General features: G+C 51.1%; 23 protein-coding genes. 14 read left to right on the forward strand and 9 right to left on the reverse strand.

Features of this window, described 5'->3' with window-relative positions:
* Nucleotides 1–63: 63 nt before the first annotated feature.
* Both L4C36_RS01430 and crp read right to left on the reverse strand, forming a co-directional pair.
* A complete protein-coding gene (locus L4C36_RS01430; protein WP_428476000.1) occupies nucleotides 64–252 on the reverse strand; it encodes a hypothetical protein in 189 nt (62 codons plus the stop codon).
* A 177-nt stretch (nucleotides 253–429) separates the two neighbouring features.
* On the reverse strand, nucleotides 430–1,062 hold the full coding sequence (gene crp, locus L4C36_RS01435) for a cAMP-activated global transcriptional regulator CRP (protein WP_036801200.1): 633 nt from the start codon (nucleotides 1,060–1,062) through the stop codon (nucleotides 430–432).
* Nucleotides 1,063–1,335: 273 nt separating this feature from the next.
* Between crp and L4C36_RS01440 the strand changes: the two genes are divergently transcribed.
* A complete protein-coding gene (locus tag L4C36_RS01440; RefSeq protein ID WP_428476001.1) occupies nucleotides 1,336–1,740 on the forward strand; it encodes an OsmC family protein in 405 nt (134 codons plus the stop codon).
* Between the two features lie 321 nt (nucleotides 1,741–2,061).
* On the opposite strand, the gene L4C36_RS01445 is transcribed toward L4C36_RS01440, so the two are convergent.
* The 5 genes from L4C36_RS01445 to L4C36_RS01465 form a co-directional block, all read right to left on the reverse strand.
* Nucleotides 2,062–2,931, reverse strand: a complete 870-nt coding sequence (locus tag L4C36_RS01445) for a phosphoribulokinase (RefSeq protein ID WP_428476002.1) — start codon at nucleotides 2,929–2,931, stop codon at nucleotides 2,062–2,064.
* A gap of 153 nt (nucleotides 2,932–3,084) precedes the next feature.
* Complete coding sequence (locus L4C36_RS01450; protein ID WP_428476039.1) at nucleotides 3,085–3,306, reverse strand: YheU family protein; 222 nt, start codon at nucleotides 3,304–3,306, stop codon at nucleotides 3,085–3,087.
* Nucleotides 3,307–3,357: 51 nt separating this feature from the next.
* On the reverse strand, nucleotides 3,358–4,338 hold the full coding sequence (locus L4C36_RS01455) for a hydrolase (RefSeq protein ID WP_428476003.1): 981 nt from the start codon (nucleotides 4,336–4,338) through the stop codon (nucleotides 3,358–3,360).
* Nucleotides 4,339–4,446: 108 nt separating this feature from the next.
* Entirely contained in the window at nucleotides 4,447–4,902 is a 456-nt protein-coding gene (locus tag L4C36_RS01460; RefSeq protein ID WP_428476004.1) for a TIGR02444 family protein, read from the reverse strand.
* A 31-nt stretch (nucleotides 4,903–4,933) separates the two neighbouring features.
* Nucleotides 4,934–6,862: an ABC transporter ATP-binding protein gene (locus tag L4C36_RS01465; RefSeq protein ID WP_428476005.1), complete on the reverse strand. Its 1,929-nt coding sequence runs from the start codon at nucleotides 6,860–6,862 to the stop codon at nucleotides 4,934–4,936.
* A gap of 190 nt (nucleotides 6,863–7,052) precedes the next feature.
* Here L4C36_RS01465 and kefG point away from each other — a divergent pair, with 190 nt between their 5' ends.
* The 4 genes from kefG (at nucleotide 7,053) to slyD (ending at nucleotide 10,344) form a co-directional block, all read left to right on the forward strand.
* The gene (kefG, locus tag L4C36_RS01470) at nucleotides 7,053–7,622 is read left to right on the forward strand and encodes a glutathione-regulated potassium-efflux system ancillary protein KefG (RefSeq protein ID WP_428476006.1); all 570 of its coding nucleotides are present in this window, start codon (nucleotides 7,053–7,055) and stop codon (nucleotides 7,620–7,622) included.
* Nucleotides 7,612–9,426, forward strand: coding sequence for a glutathione-regulated potassium-efflux system protein KefB (gene kefB, locus L4C36_RS01475; RefSeq protein ID WP_428476007.1), 1,815 nt, complete (start codon nucleotides 7,612–7,614; stop codon nucleotides 9,424–9,426). Before kefG ends, kefB begins: the two co-directional genes overlap by 11 nt.
* Nucleotides 9,427–9,468: 42 nt before the next feature.
* Nucleotides 9,469–9,678 (forward strand): YheV family putative zinc ribbon protein, encoded by a 210-nt coding sequence (locus L4C36_RS01480; RefSeq protein ID WP_428476008.1) that lies wholly within the window; start codon nucleotides 9,469–9,471, stop codon nucleotides 9,676–9,678.
* 102 nt (nucleotides 9,679–9,780) lie between these two features.
* Nucleotides 9,781–10,344, forward strand: coding sequence for a peptidylprolyl isomerase (slyD, locus tag L4C36_RS01485; RefSeq protein WP_428476009.1), 564 nt, complete (start codon nucleotides 9,781–9,783; stop codon nucleotides 10,342–10,344).
* 91 nt (nucleotides 10,345–10,435) lie between these two features.
* On the opposite strand, the gene L4C36_RS01490 is transcribed toward slyD, so the two are convergent.
* Both L4C36_RS01490 and L4C36_RS01495 read right to left on the reverse strand, forming a co-directional pair.
* Nucleotides 10,436–10,657 carry a SlyX family protein gene (locus L4C36_RS01490; protein WP_428476010.1) on the reverse strand — a complete coding sequence of 74 codons (222 nt, stop codon included), beginning with the start codon at nucleotides 10,655–10,657 and terminating at the stop codon, nucleotides 10,436–10,438.
* 4 nt (nucleotides 10,658–10,661) lie between these two features.
* Nucleotides 10,662–11,639, reverse strand: a complete 978-nt coding sequence (locus L4C36_RS01495) for a WD40 repeat domain-containing protein (protein ID WP_428476011.1) — start codon at nucleotides 11,637–11,639, stop codon at nucleotides 10,662–10,664.
* 196 nt (nucleotides 11,640–11,835) lie between these two features.
* Here L4C36_RS01495 and fkpA point away from each other — a divergent pair, with 196 nt between their 5' ends.
* The 9 genes from fkpA to tuf all read left to right on the forward strand — a co-directional run bounded on the left by fkpA (nucleotide 11,836) and on the right by tuf (nucleotide 19,353).
* Nucleotides 11,836–12,654, forward strand: coding sequence for an FKBP-type peptidyl-prolyl cis-trans isomerase (gene fkpA, locus L4C36_RS01500; protein ID WP_428476012.1), 819 nt, complete (start codon nucleotides 11,836–11,838; stop codon nucleotides 12,652–12,654).
* 294 nt (nucleotides 12,655–12,948) lie between these two features.
* Nucleotides 12,949–13,671, forward strand: a complete 723-nt coding sequence (locus L4C36_RS01505; RefSeq protein WP_428476013.1) for a helix-turn-helix transcriptional regulator — start codon at nucleotides 12,949–12,951, stop codon at nucleotides 13,669–13,671.
* Nucleotides 13,668–14,072 (forward strand): sulfurtransferase complex subunit TusD, encoded by a 405-nt coding sequence (gene tusD / locus L4C36_RS01510; RefSeq protein ID WP_428476014.1) that lies wholly within the window; start codon nucleotides 13,668–13,670, stop codon nucleotides 14,070–14,072. Before L4C36_RS01505 ends, tusD begins: the two co-directional genes overlap by 4 nt.
* Before the next feature lie 23 nt (nucleotides 14,073–14,095).
* On the forward strand, nucleotides 14,096–14,452 hold the full coding sequence (gene tusC, locus L4C36_RS01515) for a sulfurtransferase complex subunit TusC (RefSeq protein WP_428476015.1): 357 nt from the start codon (nucleotides 14,096–14,098) through the stop codon (nucleotides 14,450–14,452).
* A gap of 7 nt (nucleotides 14,453–14,459) precedes the next feature.
* Nucleotides 14,460–14,753, forward strand: a complete 294-nt coding sequence (tusB, locus tag L4C36_RS01520) for a sulfurtransferase complex subunit TusB (RefSeq protein WP_428476016.1) — start codon at nucleotides 14,460–14,462, stop codon at nucleotides 14,751–14,753.
* 177 nt (nucleotides 14,754–14,930) lie between these two features.
* Nucleotides 14,931–15,305, forward strand: a complete 375-nt coding sequence (rpsL, locus tag L4C36_RS01525; RefSeq protein ID WP_005595139.1) for a 30S ribosomal protein S12 — start codon at nucleotides 14,931–14,933, stop codon at nucleotides 15,303–15,305.
* A gap of 95 nt (nucleotides 15,306–15,400) precedes the next feature.
* Nucleotides 15,401–15,871: a 30S ribosomal protein S7 gene (gene rpsG / locus L4C36_RS01530; protein ID WP_428476017.1), complete on the forward strand. Its 471-nt coding sequence runs from the start codon at nucleotides 15,401–15,403 to the stop codon at nucleotides 15,869–15,871.
* A gap of 90 nt (nucleotides 15,872–15,961) precedes the next feature.
* Nucleotides 15,962–18,058: an elongation factor G gene (gene fusA / locus L4C36_RS01535; RefSeq protein WP_428476018.1), complete on the forward strand. Its 2,097-nt coding sequence runs from the start codon at nucleotides 15,962–15,964 to the stop codon at nucleotides 18,056–18,058.
* Between the two features lie 110 nt (nucleotides 18,059–18,168).
* Complete coding sequence (gene tuf, locus L4C36_RS01540; RefSeq protein WP_428476019.1) at nucleotides 18,169–19,353, forward strand: elongation factor Tu; 1,185 nt, start codon at nucleotides 18,169–18,171, stop codon at nucleotides 19,351–19,353.
* The last annotated feature ends 179 nt before the right edge of the window (nucleotides 19,354–19,532 follow it).

Here is a 19,532-nt window from a genome sequence, read left to right on the forward strand (position 1 = left end):
ATAGCACCCCGCGCCATCCCTGTTCGATAGCGAGTTCATTACACGGTGCGGTGGTCGCCGTATTTACAGGTGGCGGCTGTCGAGGGGGGAAATCTCTAACCCAGGACGCGCGGTACCATAACGGGGAAGCTCCTGTTGTTCCAAGAAAGATCGTCCATCACTAAACCCGGTGAGCTCTACCGTTGTCGGCAGTGGGAAGGTGGTGCCAGCTGAGAGTGTGGTGTGATGCTGGGAGAAACGTTCAATGTCCATTGCGTGTATTTCCATCCATAGAAATCAGAGTGCCTTGATATGCATAATGTAGCATCAAGTGTGGACGTGGCAAACAAGGAAAAGAGTGAGCTCGCTAACAAATATGCTCTGTGGCGATACATTAAGCCAAAAAAAAGCCGCACATGGCGGCTTTTTTTATAGGTGTGATCCGTACGTTTAGCGCGTACCGTACACCACAATCGTTTTACCGTGAGCAGAAATCAGGTTTTGCTCTTCCAGCATCTTCAAGATACGGCCAACGGTTTCACGAGAACAACCGACGATCTGACCAATTTCCTGGCGGGTGATCTTGATCTGCATGCCGTCTGGGTGCGTCATTGCATCTGGCTGTTTCGCCAAGTTCAGCAATGTTTGCGCGATGCGGCCGGTTACGTCCAAGAACGCAAGGTCGCCCACTTTCTGGCTTGTCACTTGTAGGCGACTTGCCATCTGTGCAGACAGACGCATCAAAATGTCTGGATTGACTTGGATCAGCTGACGGAATTTCTTGAATGAAATCTCAGCCACTTCACAAGGGGTCTTTGCACGTACCCATGCGGTACGCTCTTGGCCTTCTTCAAACAGACCTAGCTCACCAATGAAGTCACCTTGGTTTAGGTAAGACAGGATCATTTCCTTGCCTTCTTCATCCTTGATGAGAACAGCAACAGAACCTTTAACGATGTAATAGAGCGTTTCAGCTTTTTCACCCGCATGAATCAACGTGCTTTTTGACGGGTACTTATGAATGTGGCAATGGGAAAGAAACCACTCTAAAGTTGGATCTGTTTGAGGTTTACCTGGAACCATATTACTAACTTCCTCTGCGTTTGTTGCCCAACAACGACGTCCCTATACGTTTGAGGCCGGGCCTAACAATAATGTAGTTCGCCGTTTAGGATATTCAGTCAACGGCAAGGCTGCAAGCTGACCTGAATAATTAGTTCAGAGTTTATCTTTTTTCGGCACGCTTTTCTTGATATTGATCTATCGGGCGCGGCCATTTTATACCCATAAGTGTGCACATGATCACACGGTTGTTAGATAGTGCCCAAATCCCTCAAAAGTAGTAAGGAGAATGCAATGCAATCACGCGTTAAATGGGTAGAAGGGATGACCTTCTTAGGCCAGTCAAATTCAGGTCATAGTGTGGTGATGGACGGCAATGGTGGCGAAAAAGCTCCCAGCCCGATGGAGCTGGTTTTGATGGCAGCAGGGGGATGCAGTTCGGTGGATGTGGTGAGCGGGTTAACGTCTGCGGGCCAGCCGATCACCGCCTGTGAAGCGCAGATCAAAGCGGTACGTCGTGAGCAAGCGCCGCGTTTATTTACCTCGGCCAATCTGCATTTTGTGGTGACTGGCCACGGGTTGGATGAAACCTTGGTGGCAAAAACCGTGGCGGATTCGTTAGAGAAATACTGCTCAGTGTGTTTGATGTTGGGTGAAGGCGTAGAAATGACTCACTCGTACGAGATCATTGAAGCGTAAGACAGAAAGAAGGGACGAGGGGCGAGTAAGTGCGGAAAAGCAAGGGTGGTCGAGAGCGGTCCTTGGGCCCTAAGGCCCTATGGTAAGAGCGAGAACTGAAGTACTTGAATCTTGAATGAGAAGCGGTATTTTGACCACAGGACCACAGGACCACAGGACCACAGGACCACAGGACCACAGGACCACAGGACCACAGGACCACAGGACCACAGTCGCTCTTACTCGTCACTCGCTACTCGAAAACTCGTCTCTTGTTGCTTTTGCTCTGACTCGACACTCGTCCCTATAAACGCGCAAACTTGTTCTTCGTCCCTGCTTTTCCTACCCAATCTTCCCGGTATCTATCAACTGTTGGATCAAGGGGCGCATGATCAGCTCCATCGCAAAACTCATCTTGCCGCCGGGCACGACTAACGTGTTATGGCGTGACATGAAGGAGCCTTGGATCATCGACAGCAGATAAGGGAAATCGACCTTCTTGATCCCACGAAAGCGGATCACCACAAAACTCTCATCCAAACTGGGGATGGCTTTTGCGCTCAATGGGTTAGAGGTGTCTACCGTCGGCACGCGCTGAAAGTTAATGTGGGTGCGAGAAAACTGAGGGGTGATGTAATTGAGGTAGTCATCCATTGAGCGAACAATCGATTCCATTACCGCCTCACGCGAATGACCCCGATCGCGGGTATCGCGGACGATCTTTTGGATCCACTCCAAGTTCACGATCGGCACCATGCCTATCAATAAGTCGACATGCTGTGCCGCATTGGTGTCACCGTCGACCACCCCGCCATGTAACCCTTCATAAAACAACACATCGGTATTTTCTGGCAATGACTGCCACGGGGTGAACGTACCGGGCATCAAGTTATAAGGCACGGCTTCATCGAAGGTATGCAGATAACGGCGGTATTGGCCGCTACCATCCAGGCCGTATTGGCGGAAAAAATCGGCCAGTAGCGGGAAGTCATTGGCTTGCGGGCCAAAGTAGCTGATATGGCGACCTTGCTCTTTGGCTTTGCGGATCTCGACATCCATCTCGGGGCGGGTGAAGCGGTGAAAGCTGTCCCCCTCCAGCCAAGCGGCATTGATGTTCATCATATTGAACATTTTACGAAACGCTTCGGAGGTGGTGGAGGTGCCGGCCCCCGACGATCCCGTGACGGCTATGATCGGATGTTTTGCTGACATGACAAACCCTGTCGTTAACATTAACGGAAAGAGTTATTAACAGGCTGGCAGGATAATAGCAAGTTAGATTGTCAAAAATGCTGGTGGGCTAACCGAACCAGCATCCTTGAGGCGGGCATCACAATCTTGCATATCGATGCGAAGGGGGCGGGATCAGGCGCGGCCTAAATCGCGGCGCAGTTTGATGTCGACCGTTTCGTGCAATTCCGAAAAGAAAATCACCGCCTCGCCACTTTCGAGTTGCTGACGGACATGCTGCACTTTACTGGCCATGCTGAGCTCCTGTTCACCGTAATCGGTGCCTTCGCGCAGCACAAAATGCTCGATCAGGTTGGTCAGGGTCTCTGGATCAATGTCTTGCCAAGAAATAATCATGGGTGTGGTCATCATGGTTGAACAGAATTCCTTATTATATTGGCAATGTTGTCACTTGTAGAGGGCTTGCAGTTGCTGCAGGAACCATGCGGGTACCGTGTGTTCCAACCAAAAGACCGGTTGACGCCAGTGGCCGGTGACAAACCCGACGTGGCCGCCATGGTCAGACAGGTGGTAATCAATGTGCGGCGGTAGCGGCTGTTGCGGGATCACGGCCTCGGTCATGAATGGGTCGTCTTTGGCATGGATGATCCGCAGCGGGGTGGTAATGCGCTCGAGTTTGGATAAGCCGCTGCACCGTTGGTAATAGTCATCGGCATTGGCAAACCCGTTGAGGGGAGCGGTAATGTGTTCGTCAAATTGCCATAAAGTGCGAATACGCTGCGCGGCATGGGTATCGAGCGGCATAGCCAGCGGGTGCGCCTGAATCTTTTGGTCGAGATTACGCTTCATCGAACTCACGAGGTAGCGTTGGTAAACTTGGGAAAAACCTTGCTGGATACGGCTTGAGCAGGCCGCCAAATCGAGCGGCGGAGAGATCACTTGGGCGGCGAGCAGATCAGCGTCGTGCTGGGTTTCTGCCAGATAATTGACCAACATGTTCCCCCCCAGTGAAACACCGACTGCCATAAACGGTTGCGTCGGCAGGTGTTGACGTAGCCAGTGCAAAAAGAAACGGGCATCACCGGTTTCCCCTGAGTGGTAGCTGCGAGGCAGGCGATTCATTTCACCGCTGCATCCGCGAAAGTGCATCATCACCCCGAGCCAGCCTTGCGCCTTTGCGGCATGCAGCAGGCCATTGGCATAAGGGCTGTTAAAGCTGCCTTCTAGGCCGTGGAACAGGATCATCACCGGTTGGTCTGGGGCGCACTGTTCAGGCGGGGCGGTCCAGGCTAAATCAAGGAAATCGCCATCGGGGGTATCAATGCGTTGGGTGATCGGTTCAAACAGTGGTTGGCGGCGAAGAAAGCGCGGTAGCAAGGTTTGCAGATGGGCATTGCGTAAGCCGTGCGCCGGGATGAACGGTTGCATGATGACTCCTGATAAGCACGCCTTGTCGGACATATAAAGCCGTTAAGGAAGAAAAGTGCAGAAAGCATAACGCCGGGATCGGGAGGTCGTCCAGTGAAAGGGTGCGGGTTAGTCAGTGGTGTGACCTTGTAATTGTCGGTACAGGACGGTGGGGACATGACAGTGCTGGCAATAGGCGAGCAGGTTATGTGGTTGGATCGCGGGGCGCAGGGGCAAGGTTTGGCACTGCTGAATTAAGTCGGTCTGTTGCTGGCGTTCATGCTGCAATTCTTCGGCAAGCAGCGCTTGATAGGTCGAGGTAGAGAGATGGGCTTTTTGTACGCGGCGTTGGGCACGAAAACGTTGCAGTGAAGGATCACTGTGTGCGAGCGTGGTCAGCAGTGCTGTCAGCTCTTGGGGAGGAAGAGAGAATGACTGCGTATCAAGCCAATGCAGTAACAGGGCAAGGTTAACGTTGCCCTGATACTGATCTTGGAACTGCAAGCAGGCGGCTTCAACCCCCGCTTGACGGTAGTGGTGCAATGAAAATTGCCAAAAATCCGCTGCCGTCAGCGTTGGGGTCATGGTGCATCACCTTGTGATTGATGGATTAGCGTTACGCATTCAGGTTTAAGCACTCGGCTTCCAGTGCTTCCAGTTGCTCTTGCAGATCCATCCATTCCATTTCGACATCTTCCAACGCTGACTTGGCTTCGGCCTGACGCTTCAGTTGCTCATTCAGGCGCGCCTTGTTATCGGCTTCGTAGATAGTGACATCAGCAAGGTGCGTTTCGGCATCCGCCAGTGTCGCACTCAACGTTTCCATTTGCTTATCCAGCTTGTCGATTTGCTTACGCATCGGCGCCGTTTGTTTACGGAATTCCGCTTCCAGACGTTTCTGCTCTTTGCGTGACGCGGCGCTGTTGTCTTTGACCGTTTCCGGTTTGCTCGCTTGTAGCTCGCGACGTTCGTGACGTTGCTGTTCGGTCAGCCACTTGTGATAGTCCTGCAAGTCACCATCAAACGGCTCAACGTTGCGGTCATGCACCAAGTACAGATCATCGGTGGTGGCACGCAATAAGTAACGGTCGTGGCTGACAATGACCATTGCCCCGTCATAAGACTGCAGCGCGAGTGTCAGCGCTTGGCGCATGTCCAAATCTAAGTGGTTGGTCGGTTCATCGAGTAACAACAGGTTCGGACGTTGCCATACAATCAATGCCAACACCAAACGGGCTTTTTCGCCGCCCGAGAACGGGCCCACTTTTTCCAGCGCTTTGTCACCCAAGAAACCGAAACTGCCCAAGTAATCACGCAGTTGCTGCTCTTTGGCATCCGGCGCGATGCGTGCCAAGTGCTGTACCGGCGTGTCATTGAGGTACAGGGTTTCAAGCTGGTGCTGGGCAAAGTAGCCGATCTTCACGCCTTGTGAGTACGCCATATCGCCCGCTTTCGCCGGTAATTCGCCCGCCAGCATTTTGATCAGGGTTGATTTACCGGCGCCGTTACGGCCCAGTAACCCGATGCGGCTGCCCGGTACCAGATTCAAACGGATTTTTTCCAAGATCAGTTTATCGTCATAGCCGGCCGCCACTTGATCCATCATCAAGATCGGGTTCGGCAGGGCTGATGGCTCTCTGAATTCAAAGCTGAATGGGTTGTCGAACTGTGCAGGCAGTACTTTTTCCAAGCGCTCCAAGGCTTTAATGCGGCTCTGCGCTTGGCGGGCTTTGCTCGCTTTATAACGGAAGCGATCGATATACGACTGCATGTGCGACATTTGCTTTTGCTGCTTCTGGTACGAGGCCTGTTGCAGCAGGAGCTTTTCGGCGCGCTGATTCTCAAATGAAGAATAGTTGCCGGTATAGCTGTTCATGGCTTGGCTTTCGACATGGATGATACGGTTCACTACCGGATCCAAGAAATCACGGTCATGAGAGATCAGTACCAAGGTGCCTCGGTAGTTCTGTAGCCATTTTTCCAGCCACATCACCGCATCCAAATCCAAGTGGTTGGTCGGTTCATCGAGCAGCAGCAAGTCAGAACGGCATAGCAGGGCTTGTGCGAGGTTCAGACGCATACGCCATCCCCCCGAGAACTGGGTCAGGTTCCATTGCATTTGTTCTTGCGAGAAGCCAAGACCGTCGAGCAGCTCTGCAGTACGGGCGCGAATGTTGTAGCCCCCGATGGCTTCGAGTTTACCGTGAAGCTCCGCCACCAGTGTGCCGTTATCGGCGAGCTCGGCCGCTTGAAGATCGTGCTCCAATTGGCGGTATTCGCGGTCGCCGTCAATCACGTATTCCAACGCGGCACGTTCAAGAGCAGGGGTTTCCTGTGCGACCCATGCCAGTTCCCAGTTTGCGGGGTATTGGCAGTTACCGGCATCAACGCTCAGCTCATGCTTAAGTAAGGCAAACAAGGTGGATTTGCCGCAGCCGTTTTTACCGACCAAGCCGACTTTGTCGCCCGGGTGGATCGTCGCTGTGGCGTGCTCGAGTAGCACCTTGCCACCACGAAGAAGTTGGATATCCGAAAAAGTGATCATGACCTGTGACGGGAAGCCCCGCTCCGCAAAAACTAAATGCCAGAATGAGAGCGGAGTCTACCCGAAAGCGACGGGGACTGCTAATCCGGGCAGGATGAATAGAGTCGCCCGCGGTACCTATTTCTCGGCAAGTATGTATGATGGGTATATCCGCATTACGGTCATGCTATGACCGAACACAAGGAGTGTTATGCCTTTTCATGGACCCCCGCGCGTGTTGGTGATTTACGCGCACCCCGATCCACAGATGTCGATTGCCAACCGTGACATGCTTGAGGCAACCGCAGGTCTCACGCATGTCACGGTGCATGATCTCTATGCCGTGTACCCCGATTTTTTCATTGATGTAGCGGCCGAGCGCGATCGCCTTGCCCAACACGATGTGATTGTCTTTCAGCACCCTTTATATATGTACTCCTGCCCCGCGTTGCTCAAAGAGTGGATGGACGTGGTACTCAGTAAAGGCTTTGCCCACGGTGAAGGCCAGCAAACCCGAGGCAAATATTGGTGTTCCGTGGTGACCACGGGCGGGGCGGCCGAAGCCTACACGCCGGATGGCTATAACCGCTGTACGATTACAGACATCTTACGTCCGTTTGAATTGTGTGCCGCGTTATGTCAAATGACGTGGCTTCCCCCTGTGGTATTGCACTGGGCGCGTCGGATCCCACTGGAAGAACGGCGTCACCATGTGGCCCGTTATCGCCAATGGCTGGCGGATCCACTGGCGACGGCGCAGGAGGTGCACGATGGCGAATGATATTCTCTCGGTCAGCGTGGTGTTTTTGGCCGCCGCTGTCGTTGCGGTGCCCATTGCACAGCGATTGGGGTTGGGCTCGGTCTTAGGCTATCTGTTGGCGGGGATCGCCATTGGCCCGTGGGGGTTGCGCTTAATTGATGATGTGGATGCCATTTTGCACTTTGCCGAATTCGGGGTGGTGCTGCTGTTGTTCTTGATTGGCCTGGAGCTGAACCCGAAAAAACTGTGGCAAATGCGCAAACCTATCTTGGGTTTAGGCGGCGGTCAGGTGGTGATCACCAGCGTGGTGATTGCGGGCGTGGTCATGGCTTGCCAGGCATTTTTCCCGGCCATTACGTGGCGCGATGCCGTGGTCGTTGGGATGGGGCTGGCGCTGTCGTCGACCGCGATTGCGTTAAAAGTGATTGAAGAGCAGGGGCTGGATGGCAGTGAAACCGGTCAAGCTGGGTTTGCGGTGCTGTTGTTCCAAGACATTGCGGTGATCCCAATGCTCGCCATTTTGCCGGTGTTAGCCGGTGGCGGGGGCGGCAGCTGGATGGATTTTCTTTGGATGATCGGTGGCATTACCGCGTTATTGGTAGGCGGGCATTTCCTGTTGCGACCTCTGTTTCGCTGGGTGGTACTCAGTGGCGTGCGTGAGTTGTTCAACGTTGCGGCTTTGTTGCTGGTGGTTGGCATCGCGTTAGGGATGCAGTCGCTGGGGCTGTCGATGGCATTGGGCACCTTTTTGGCGGGGGTGTTACTGGCTGAAAGTGAATACCGCCACGAGTTAGAAATAGCCATTGAGCCGTTCAAGGGCTTATTGCTCGGCTTATTCTTTATCTCTGTCGGTATGGCCGTGAACTTGGGCTTGCTGGTGGCGTACCCGTTGCAGATATTATTGGCTGTTACGGCGTTGATCGTGGTGAAAGGCCTGTTGCTGTACGGCTTGGCGCGGGCATTTGGTATTCGGGCTAAATCCCGCAGTCAGATGGCGGCGATCCTTAGTCAGGGCGGGGAATTTGCCTTTGTGCTGTTTACCGCGGCAATGGGTGAGGGCTTATTGGGCGCGTCGTTATCCGCCTTCTTACTGGTGGTGGTGAGCGTGTCGATGATGACCACTCCGTTGATCCTCCTGTTGCAAGAGAAATGGTTCCGCTATTCATTTGATGCTGAGGAGGAAGAGATCTTGGAGCCGGACGTAGAAGATCGCGCGCCCCGGGTGATCATCACCGGCTTTGGCCGGTTTGGCCAAGTCGTCGGGCGCTTGTTGTTTGCCAATAAGATCCGCGTGACCGTGTTGGAACGCGACCCCAGCCAAATTCAGTTTCTACGCAAGTTTGGCTACAAGGTGTATTACGGTGACGCCACACACGTGGAGTTACTCCGTGCTGCCGGTGCGGACAGAGCGGAGGCGATCATTATCTGTACGGATTCGCCGGATGAGGTGATGGAAGTGGTGGCCTTGTGCCAACAACATTTTCCGCACATGAAGGTACTGGCCCGTGCGCGTAGCCGGGTTGAAGCGCACCAGTTGCTCAGCCATGGGGTGGACAGTTTTTCCCGCGAAACGTTTGCAGGCGCCCTTGATCTTGGTCGTCAGGCCCTCATATCTTTGGGTATGCACCCCTATCAAGCCAAACGTGCGGAAGCGCATTTTCGTAAGCTCGATACCACGGCGCTGCGCGAGTTGCTGCCGCAGCATTCAGAAGATGTCCATTTGGCCTCTCGGGCGCGGGAAGCACGTAAAGAGTTAGAAGACATTTTCGATCGTGAAATGCGCGGCGAGCGAGACCGGCATGCAGGATGGGATGAACGTGAGTAAGGCCATCGCCTGAAGCGGTATCACGGCAAGGAGCAAGAGAGCATGAAAAAACGGTTTATAGCAGGAGCGGTGTGCCCGTCCTGCCAACAACAAGACACATTGCGCTGGTGGCAAGAGCATGACGTTGAGCATGTTGAATGCGTGGCGTGCAATCACAATGATGTGCGTGTACCGCAATCGGTCGCAGAAAGTCCCCAGTTATCAACGCAGACGAAACAACAGGTTATTGGTATCTTCAAGCCGGAAGAGTAAATCCGCTTGGGGGGACGAAAGAGAATATTGGCATCCCAGTGCCATTATCCGGTATCATGCGGGCGAAATTCCTTTGATACCCAGTTCAATATTGGAGTAAACATGAAAGTCGCTAAAGACATCGTAGTAAGCTTGGCTTACCAAGTTAAGACTGAAGATGGCGTTGTTGTCGATCAAGCAACGGTTGATGCACCCCTTGATTACCTACACGGTCATAACAACCTGATCGTAGGCTTGGAAACGGCGCTTGAAGGCCGTGATGCAGGCGAAAAGTTTGAAGTGACTGTTGCTCCTGAAGATGCGTACGGCGAGCACGTGGACGAAATGGTTCAGCGTGTACCGGCAAATGTATTCCAAGGTGTTGACGAGATCACTGTGGGCATGCGCTTCCTAGCGGATACTGACCAAGGTCCAATCCCTGTAGAAGTAACAGAAGTCGACGGCGACCACGTTGTGGTTGACGGCAACCACATGCTAGCTGGCCAGACGCTAACGTTCATTGCTGAAATCGTTGCACTGCGTGACGCGACAGCGGAAGAAATCGAACACGGCCACATCCACCAAGAGGGTGGTTGTTGTGGTGGCGGTGGTTGTGGTGATCACGACCACGACGACGAAGATGGCTGCTGCGGTGGCGACGAGAAAGGCGGCTGCTGCAGCCACTAATGCCTTCTCGGTCTTGCGTATAAAAAAAGGAAGCCTCGGCTTCCTTTTTTGCGTTCTGAGGCGTTGATTTTGCTCGAACCTCGAACCTCGATCAATAATGCGGCGGTGGGGTTTCTTCCGATTCCGACGCCATGTTCGATGGCTCCATCCCTTTCACTTTACCGACCATGAATTTCATCTGGGTCTGGATTTTATCCACCGTGAACTGTTGTGCTGTCAGGGCTTGGTTGAGCTCTTCAATGGTTTGTTCCTGAAAAGCCTGCTTCATTTCAAGCTCGTCAATACGAGCCTGCAGTTGTTCGATCTCTGTCATTGCGTTATTCCGTCGTCCACTGTTGGGCGATACCAGCTGATGTGCCTGAAGTGACCAGTCCCTCAGGGGTAATAGCGACATCATACACCACCGCGGCTGGGGGTCGAGTGTCTTGTTGGGGCGCCACTTCCCAGCGACCGAGGTTGTCCCCGCTAGTGGTATCCCATAATTCGACCCGCCGGGCAGGCGTGCCGGTTGCTAAGTGTTGGCCATCATCCGAAAAACGGGCACTGGACAGGGTTTGCTGTCGGGCGCGTATGGCCAAGGTACTGCGTTTCTCACCGTTACTGAGATCCCAAATATACGCGCCTTTATGGCCATCAGCCGTCATCGCTAGCGTGCCATCTCGCTGCAGGGCGACGCGGCGAACTCGGCTGTCATGGGCAAAACGGTACAGAATTTGCCCATCACGGGTATCCCATAGGTAGGCGAAATGGTCGTTACCGCCGGATAAGGCATAGCGTCCATTGGGGGAAAGTGCCACGGTATTGACTTTTTCTTGGTGGGCAAGGAACTCTAGCCGTCTTCCGCTGCCCAAGTCGACATACAGTGCCTTACCGTTTGATAAGGCCAGCAGCACATGTTGGCCATTATTGCCAATGGTGGCATCGAGGATCTGTCCGTCAGAAATGGACCACAGGCCTTCCGATTGCCCCCAGGCTAAATCCCAGACCGCAAAGTTTTTCGCGGTGGCCGTGATCGCGTAGCGGTTGTTGTCTGAAATCTGGCTGGTTAACACGGTATTGTGATATGGATCTTGAGAACCAAACTCCGCTAACTTTTTGTTTTGCTGTAAGTCCCACAGCACGATACCTTGTTGGGCTGAGTGATACAGTGCGAAACGACCGTCCCGGCTGATACTGAAACTGGTGGTCCCTTCTGATGCCAGCGTCCAACGCTGTTGTTCGTCTCCGGAGAAAAAGCAGCCGGTGAGCGTGAGGAGTGCCACAATCAGTATGGCCATCTTGCATATTTTTCGCATTAAGGGTGTATTCCGCTGGGCTCTACGAAGAAACATTCGTTAAGGCCTTATTAATTCACTGATTTGCAGTTAATTAATAAGGTGATTACTAAGGGTGATTCCCCTAGTATATTTATCTCAAGTGCTTTTCATACTGAAGTCGGAAAGCCGATACAAAAATTGAGGCATTCCCTCAGTAAAAATGATGGAGAAATACATGAAACCTGTTCTTAAGATGTCTGTGTTGGCTGCAACCATTCTACTGGCCGTTGGCTGTCAAGATGAGAAAGCGGCAGAAACTAAACCGGCTGAGCCTGCGAAAGTAGAGCAGGTGGCGGCGGAAGCAGCGCCGGCAGCAGAAGCAGCAACGTTCGCGTCTGAAGACGATAAAGCCGCTTATGCAATTGGTGCATCGTTGGCACAATACCTGTCTGCAAACCTTGACCAGCAAAAAGAGTTGGGTCTGAACCTGAGCCGCGAGCAAGTGGTGGCGGGTGTCAGCGATGTGTTCGCAGATAAGAGCCGTCTAACGGCAGAAGAAACACAGCAAACGCTACAGGCGTTGGATCTACGTGTTGCTGAAATCGTGAAGAAGAAAGCAGACGCAGAAGCACAGAAGAACGTGAAAGCCGGTGACGACTACCGTGCTGAGTTCGCGAAGAAAGACGGCGTAGTAAAGACCGATTCTGGTCTGCTTTACCACGTTGATACCGAAGGTAAAGGCGAGAAGCCAGCTGCGACTGACACCGTACAAGTGCATTACAAAGGCACACTGACTGACGGTACAGAGTTTGATAGCTCTTACAAGCGTAATCAGCCAGCAACGTTCCCACTGAATCAAGTGATCCCTGGTTGGACAGAAGGCGTTCAACTTATGCCTGTCGGTTCAAAGTTCACGTTTGTTATCCCGCCTGAGTTGGCGTACGGCGCACAAGCAAACCCAAGCATTCCTGCAAACTCAACCTTGGTGTTTGAAGTTGAGCTACTTGATATCGTAAAAGCGGACAAGCCTGCGACTGACGCTGCAACACAGTAATTATGCATTTAAGGGCGCCTCTGCTTGCAGATCGTTGCCGGCATAGACTGTGAGAGAGTAAACAGAACCCAGCCTGAGGCTGGGTTTTTTTATACCTCGAGTTGAAGATGATGGAAGAAACCTGCTGGCTCCTTTCATAAATCTGATAAACTTGCTAGCAAGATTTTAATTTTTATCACTCGCGGTGGTTTTTTACGCTGAGCGAGGCATAGCCCATTCTATTTATGGTCCCGAGGCTCCGGCATCGGGGCGTAGAGACGTAAACACAATGGGCATTAGCAAGGAAGAAGACTAGTGGTATCTACAGATAATTATGGTTCTGATCTGATGGTAGAAAATGATTTGATCGAGCCGCGTAAATTCACTGAGCACGATTACATTATTCTGCGTTCGTATGAAGCCGTGGTAGACGGATTGGCCGCGTTGATTGGCCCATTTTGTGAAATCGTACTGCACTCACTGGCTGATCTGAACACGTCGGCCATCAAAATTGCCAATGGGGAAAATACCGGCCGTAAAGTCGGTTCACCGATCACCGATCTGGCCTTACGTATGCTGCGAGATATTGAAGGCTCGGAGCGCAATTTCTCCCGTGCGTATTTCACCCGTGCCAAAGGCGGCGATTTGATGAAATCCATCACCATTGCTATCCGCAACGGTGAGAACAATATTGTGGGTTTGTTGTGTATTAACGTCAATTTGGATGCACCGTTTTCTCAAATCCTGCAATCGTTCATGCCAACCGATGAAGCCAAACACGCGGCGTCATCCGTGAACTTTGCCAGCGATGTGGATGAGTTGGTCGATCAAACCGTTGAGCGCACGATTGAAGAAATCAACGCCGATAAGAATGTGTCGAACAACGCCAAGAACCGTCAAATCGTGATGGAGTTATATGACAAAGGGATCTTCGACATCAAAGATGCGATTAACCGCGTGGCCGATCGTCTGAACATTTCCAAGCACACGGTTTACCTCTATATTCGTCAACGTAAGACCGAGGACGGCGAAAAGTGATCCAGAACGATGCCCTGAATTATGCGTTAGTGATTGAAGGGCCGGCCTACGGTACACAGTCCGCGCGTTCGGCCTACCAGTTTGCGTTGGCGGTGTTGGAAGAAGGGCACACGTTATCGCGCATCTTTTTCTATCAAGAGGGTGTGCATAATGGGTCTGCCTTAACGGCACCGGCGTCGGATGAATTTGATTTGGTGGCGGCGTGGCAACAATTGGCCCGCGACCATCAGGTGGAATTACACACTTGCGTCGCAGCGGCGTTGCGCCGTGGCATTGTCAGTGCGCAAGAGGCCGAGCAAAATCAGTTACCGGCCTGCAATCTCGCAGCGGGATTTGAACAAGCGGGTCTGGGGGGGCTTGCCGAAGCGCTGCTCACCGCAGATCGCGTGATCCAGTTTTAACCAAGACGAACATGAAGGCGAACATGAAAACAGTAGGGTTTGTTTTTGGCAGTGCGCCACATGGTCGCGCATCCGGCCGCGAAGGGTTGGATGCGGTGTTAGCGACATCGGCATATACCGATGAGATCGCGGTGTTTTTCCACGGTGACGGGGTGTTGCAGCTATTGAAAGGCCAACAGCCTGACGCGATTTTATCACGCGACTACAGTGCGACCTTTAAGATGCTGGATCTTTACGACATTGAAATGATTTATGTGTGTCGGGCGTCATTGGCGGCGCGGGGGCTGACAGAATCCGCGTTATTGATTGATGTGACGGTGTGTGATCGTGATGACTTTGCGCGGCATTTACATGCTTGCCATCGATTGTTGAGCTTTTGAGGTGCCAATGCTGCATATCCTGACGCGTTCCCCGTTTCACTCCTCAGCCTTGGCACAATGCGTTTCGCTGGTAGCGGAAAATGATGCGGTATTGTTGATCCAAGATGCCGTTTTGGCCTCTTTGAGCCAAAATGAAGCATTAACTGCGCTCTCTGCGCGCGGTGTGGAAATTTATTTGCTGGAACCCGACCTGGTCGCGCGTGGTTTAAGTATTATACCAGGGGGTGAACTTCAGTGTGTTGATTATAAAGGTTTTGTTGCCTTGACGTTAGCGCATGAAACGCAATTGAAGTGGGATTAAGTCGGCTTAATTTACCGGAAAAAAACCACAATTGACGGTTGTTTAAGAAATAATCGTTTGAATGATCGCTGGTTATATCTTGACACCTTTGAGTGCGATGCATAAAATTTCGCGTCCTCCTGTTGTTGGGAGGCGGATTTTTCACCTTTACGAAAGTAATATTTCAGGAGCTATTTAATGGCAACTATTAACCAGTTGGTTCGCAAGCCACGTGCAAAGCAAGTTGTAAAAAGCAACGTGCCTGCACTAGAAGCGTGCCCACAGAAGCGTGGTGTATGTACTCGTGTTTACACTACTACACCTAAGAAACCTAACTCAGCACTACGTAAAGTGTGCCGTGTTCGTCTAACAAACGGTTTCGAAGTAACGTCATACATCGGCGGTGAAGGTCACAACCTTCAGGAGCACTCAGTTGTTCTAATCCGTGGCGGTCGTGTTAAAGACCTTCCGGGTGTACGTTACCACACAGTTCGTGGTGCACTTGACTGTGCAGGCGTTAACGACCGTAAACAAGCTCGTTCTAAGTACGGTGTGAAGCGTCCTAAGTCTTAATGGATTCCGTTAAGTAAGGCCAAACACTAAAATTATTTAATTTTGAAGAAACTGAAAAGTTTTGGATAACCTGAAGAAGACAACGGAGAAACTCCATGCCACGTCGTCGCGTAATCGGCCAGCGTAAGATCCTTCCAGATCCTAAGTTCAAATCTGAGCTGCTGGCAAAATTCGTTAACATCCTAATGGTTGACGGTAAAAAATCTACTGCAGAAAAAATTGTTTACACTGCACTAGCAACTATTGCTGAGCGTTCTGGTGAAGAGCACCTAGCAGTATTTGAAAAAGCTCTTGAAAATATTCGTCCAGCGGTAGAAGTTAAATCTCGCCGTGTGGGTGGTTCAACTTACCAGGTGCCTGTAGAAGTACGTCCAGTACGTCGTAATGCACTAGCTATGCGTTGGTTGGTTGAAGCTGCGCGTAAGCGTGGTGAAAAATCTATGGCTCAGCGTCTTGCAGGCGAAATGCTTGATGCGGCTGACAACAAAGGTACTGCTGTTAAGAAACGTGAAGACGTTCACCGTATGGCAGATGCGAACAAAGCGTTCGCACATTACCGCTGGTAATCTAGCCGGTAATACCACTTGGGCACAGCCGGCTTTGCCGGCTGTGCCCAAACCATACTCTAAGGTCCCCCTTAGTAAGAGGATACTGCCGTGGCTCGTAAAACGCCTATCGAGCGCTACCGTAACATCGGTATTTGTGCTCACGTTGACGCCGGTAAAACAACAACTACCGAGCGTATCCTGTTTTATACAGGCTTATCTCACAAAATCGGTGAGGTTCACGACGGCGCTGCTACCATGGACTGGATGGAGCAGGAGCAGGAGCGTGGTATCACTATCACATCTGCTGCCACTACGACCTTCTGGCGTGGTATGGACGCTCAGTTCCCTGAGCATCGCGTCAACATCATCGATACCCCAGGACACGTAGACTTTACGATTGAAGTAGAGCGCTCATTACGTGTACTTGATGGTGCAGTTGTTGTTTTCTGTGGTTCTTCAGGTGTTGAGCCGCAGTCTGAAACCGTTTGGCGTCAGGCTGATAAATACGCAGTGCCGCGTATGGTTTTCGTTAACAAGATGGACCGAGCTGGTGCCGACTTCCTACGTGTTGTTGACCAGATCAAAAACCGTCTTGGTGCGAACCCAGTACCAATCCAGCTAAATATTGGTGCTGAAGAAGAATTTAAAGGCGTTGTTGACCTTATCAAAATGAAGTCAATCAACTGGGATGAATCTGATCAAGGTATGTCATTTACCTACGAAGATATTCCAGCTGACATGATGGATGAAGCTGAGGAATGGCGTCAGAACCTGGTTGAAGCAGCGGCTGAAGCGACGGAAGAGCTGATGGATAAGTACCTTGAAGAAGGTGAACTGTCTGAAGCGGAAATTAAAGCTGGTTTGCGTCAGCGTACCCTCGCGAATGAAATCGTACTTGCAACCTGTGGTTCAGCCTTTAAGAACAAAGGTGTTCAAGCTGTACTTGATGCAGTCATTGAATTCCTGCCTTCGCCAACAGAAGTGAAAGCTATCCGTGGTGAAGACGAAAAAGGTAACGAAGTTGAACGCCATTCAAGCGATGATGAACCTTTCTCAGCGCTTGCGTTTAAAATCGCGACCGACCCGTTTGTTGGTAGTCTGACCTTCATGCGCGTTTATTCTGGTGTGGTAAACTCTGGTGACAGCGTTTACAACTCTGTAAAAGAAAAACGCGAACGCTTTGGCCGTATCGTGCAAATGCATGCGAACAAGCGTGAAGAGATCAAAGAAATCCGTGCGGGTGATATCGCCGCGGCGATTGGTCTGAAAAATGTGACTACAGGTGATACTCTATGTGATATGGATCATAAAGTGATCCTTGAGCGTATGGAATTCCCTGAGCCGGTTATTCAGATTGCTGTTGAACCTCGTTCAAAAGCAGACCAAGAGAAAATGGGTGTCGCGCTAGGTAAACTAGCGGCAGAAGATCCATCTTTCCGCGTCGAAACAGATGAAGAATCTGGCCAAACATTGATTTCAGGTATGGGTGAACTACACCTTGATATCATTGTTGATCGTATGAAGCGTGAATTCAGCGTTGAATGTAACGTTGGTAAGCCTCAGGTGGCATACCGTGAAACTATCCGTGGTAAAACGGAAGTGGAAGGGAAATTTGTTCGCCAGTCAGGTGGTCGCGGTCAATACGGTCACGTATGGCTTAAAATTGAACCAGCAGAGCTTGATGAAGGCTTTGTGTTCGTGGATGAAATTGTCGGTGGTGCGGTACCAAAAGAGTACATCAGTGCTGTTGCTAAAGGTATCGAAGAGCAGATGAACAACGGTGTGCTGGCTGGCTATCCTATATTGGATGTCAAAGCGACGTTGTTCGACGGTTCTTACCATGACGTTGACTCCAACGAAATAGCATTTAAGATTGCCGGTTCTATGGCTTTCAAGAAAGGTGCGCTACAAGCAGATCCTGTTATTCTTGAGCCATTGATGAAAGTTGAAGTAACCACTCCGGAAGATTGGATGGGTGATGTTGTTGGTGACCTTAACCGTCGCCGCGGCATGATCGAAGGTATGGATGAAGGCCCTGCTGGTCTTAAAATCATCCGTGCTAAAGTGCCACTTTCACAAATGTTTGGTTACGCAACTGACTTGCGTTCAGCGACTCAGGGTCGTGCGTCTTATTCGATGGAATTTAGCGAATACGCTGATGTTCCTAAGAATGTCGCCGATGCCATCATCGCAGAACGTGGTTAATCGCAAGATCTATATTGCGCCAATGGCTGTTGGCGCATAAAATAGCAACTTCTGACACGTCCCATATTTAAACTTAGTGGGGCGTATCACAACTAGGAAGGAACACGATCGTGTCTAAAGAAAAATTCGAACGCGTAAAACCGCACGTTAACGTTGGTACAATCGGCCACGTCGACCACGGTAAAACAACTCTAACTGCTGCTATCTGTACTACACTTGCAAAAGTGTACGGTGGTGTTGCTAAAGATTTCGCATCTATCGATAACGCTCCAGAAGAGCGCGAGCGCGGTATCACAATCAACACTTCTCACGTAGAGTACGATACTCCTACTCGTCACTACGCACACGTTGACTGCCCAGGACACGCCGATTATGTTAAAAACATGATCACTGGTGCTGCGCAGATGGACGGTGGTATCCTAGTTGTTGCTGCAACTGATGGYCCTATGCCTCAGACGCGTGAGCACATCCTACTAGGCCGTCAGGTTGGTATTCCTTACATCATCGTGTTCATGAACAAGTGTGACATGGTTGATGACGAAGAACTACTAGAACTAGTAGAAATGGAAGTTCGTGAACTTCTTTCTGAGTACGACTTCCCAGGTGACGATTGCCCAGTAATCATGGGTTCTGCTCTAGGCGCTCTAAACGGCGAAGAGCAGTGGGAAGCTAAAGTTATCGAGCTTGCTGAAGCACTAGATAGCTACATCCCAGAACCAGAGCGTGCGATCGATCGTCCGTTCATCCTACCTATCGAAGACGTATTCTCAATCCAGGGCCGTGGTACWGTTGTTACTGGTCGTGTTGAGCAGGGTATCGTTCGCGTAGGTGACGAAGTTGCTATCATCGGTATCAAAGACACTATCACTACTACATGTACTGGTGTTGAGATGTTCCGTAAGCTTCTTGACGAAGGCCGTGCTGGTGAGAACGTTGGTGTTCTTCTACGTGGTACTAAGCGTGACGAAGTTGAACGTGGTCAGGTTCTTGCTAAGCCAGGTTCAATCACTCCACACACTACTTTCACTTCAGAAATCTATGTGCTTTCTAAAGATGAAGGCGGTCGTCACACTCCTTTCTTCAAAGGTTACCGTCCACAGTTCTACTTCCGTACAACTGACGTAACAGGTACTATCGAACTGCCAGAAGGCGTTGAAATGGTAATGCCTGGTGATAACATCTCTATGACTGTTACTCTAATCGCGCCAATCGCGATGGACGAAGGTCTACGTTTTGCTATCCGTGAAGGCGGCCGTACTGTAGGTGCGGGTGTTGTTGCTACAATCGTTGAATAATATTTGACGACTAGGCACGAAAAAGGGCATCATTTGATGCCCTTTTTCTGCGCTCAATCCTGAAGTAGTGTGTTTTTTGCTCAGGTGCGTAGAGAAAAATTTTTATTCATATGAAGTTTTTTCTATGTAATTAAAGCTTTAGGGCTTTCCTTCATTGTAGGCCTCGCAAATGCGGGGTT

This window comes from Photobacterium japonica, assembly GCF_050337005.1.
Taxonomy (GTDB): Bacteria; Pseudomonadota; Gammaproteobacteria; order Enterobacterales; family Vibrionaceae; genus Photobacterium; species Photobacterium japonica.

Excerpts from the sequence above, each read along its gene's own strand:
- L4C36_RS01430 (WP_428476000.1), bottom strand. The coding sequence starts at position 252 with ATGGACATTGAACGTTTCTCCCAGCATCACACCACACTCTCAGCTGGC.
- crp (WP_036801200.1), bottom strand. The coding sequence starts at position 1,062 with ATGGTTCCAGGTAAACCTCAAACAGATCCAACTTTAGAGTGGTTTCTT.
- L4C36_RS01440 (WP_428476001.1), top strand. The coding sequence starts at position 1,336 with ATGCAATCACGCGTTAAATGGGTAGAAGGGATGACCTTCTTAGGCCAG.
- L4C36_RS01445 (WP_428476002.1), bottom strand. The coding sequence starts at position 2,931 with ATGTCAGCAAAACATCCGATCATAGCCGTCACGGGATCGTCGGGGGCC.
- L4C36_RS01450 (WP_428476039.1), bottom strand. The coding sequence starts at position 3,306 with ATGATTATTTCTTGGCAAGACATTGATCCAGAGACCCTGACCAACCTG.
- L4C36_RS01455 (WP_428476003.1), bottom strand. The coding sequence starts at position 4,338 with ATGCAACCGTTCATCCCGGCGCACGGCTTACGCAATGCCCATCTGCAA.
- L4C36_RS01460 (WP_428476004.1), bottom strand. The coding sequence starts at position 4,902 with ATGACCCCAACGCTGACGGCAGCGGATTTTTGGCAATTTTCATTGCAC.
- L4C36_RS01465 (WP_428476005.1), bottom strand. The coding sequence starts at position 6,862 with ATGATCACTTTTTCGGATATCCAACTTCTTCGTGGTGGCAAGGTGCTA.
- kefG (WP_428476006.1), top strand. The coding sequence starts at position 7,053 with ATGCCTTTTCATGGACCCCCGCGCGTGTTGGTGATTTACGCGCACCCC.
- kefB (WP_428476007.1), top strand. The coding sequence starts at position 7,612 with ATGGCGAATGATATTCTCTCGGTCAGCGTGGTGTTTTTGGCCGCCGCT.
- L4C36_RS01480 (WP_428476008.1), top strand. The coding sequence starts at position 9,469 with ATGAAAAAACGGTTTATAGCAGGAGCGGTGTGCCCGTCCTGCCAACAA.
- slyD (WP_428476009.1), top strand. The coding sequence starts at position 9,781 with ATGAAAGTCGCTAAAGACATCGTAGTAAGCTTGGCTTACCAAGTTAAG.
- L4C36_RS01490 (WP_428476010.1), bottom strand. The coding sequence starts at position 10,657 with ATGACAGAGATCGAACAACTGCAGGCTCGTATTGACGAGCTTGAAATG.
- L4C36_RS01495 (WP_428476011.1), bottom strand. The coding sequence starts at position 11,639 with ATGCGAAAAATATGCAAGATGGCCATACTGATTGTGGCACTCCTCACG.
- fkpA (WP_428476012.1), top strand. The coding sequence starts at position 11,836 with ATGAAACCTGTTCTTAAGATGTCTGTGTTGGCTGCAACCATTCTACTG.
- tusC (WP_428476015.1), top strand. The coding sequence starts at position 14,096 with ATGAAAACAGTAGGGTTTGTTTTTGGCAGTGCGCCACATGGTCGCGCA.
- tusB (WP_428476016.1), top strand. The coding sequence starts at position 14,460 with ATGCTGCATATCCTGACGCGTTCCCCGTTTCACTCCTCAGCCTTGGCA.
- rpsL (WP_005595139.1), top strand. The coding sequence starts at position 14,931 with ATGGCAACTATTAACCAGTTGGTTCGCAAGCCACGTGCAAAGCAAGTT.
- rpsG (WP_428476017.1), top strand. The coding sequence starts at position 15,401 with ATGCCACGTCGTCGCGTAATCGGCCAGCGTAAGATCCTTCCAGATCCT.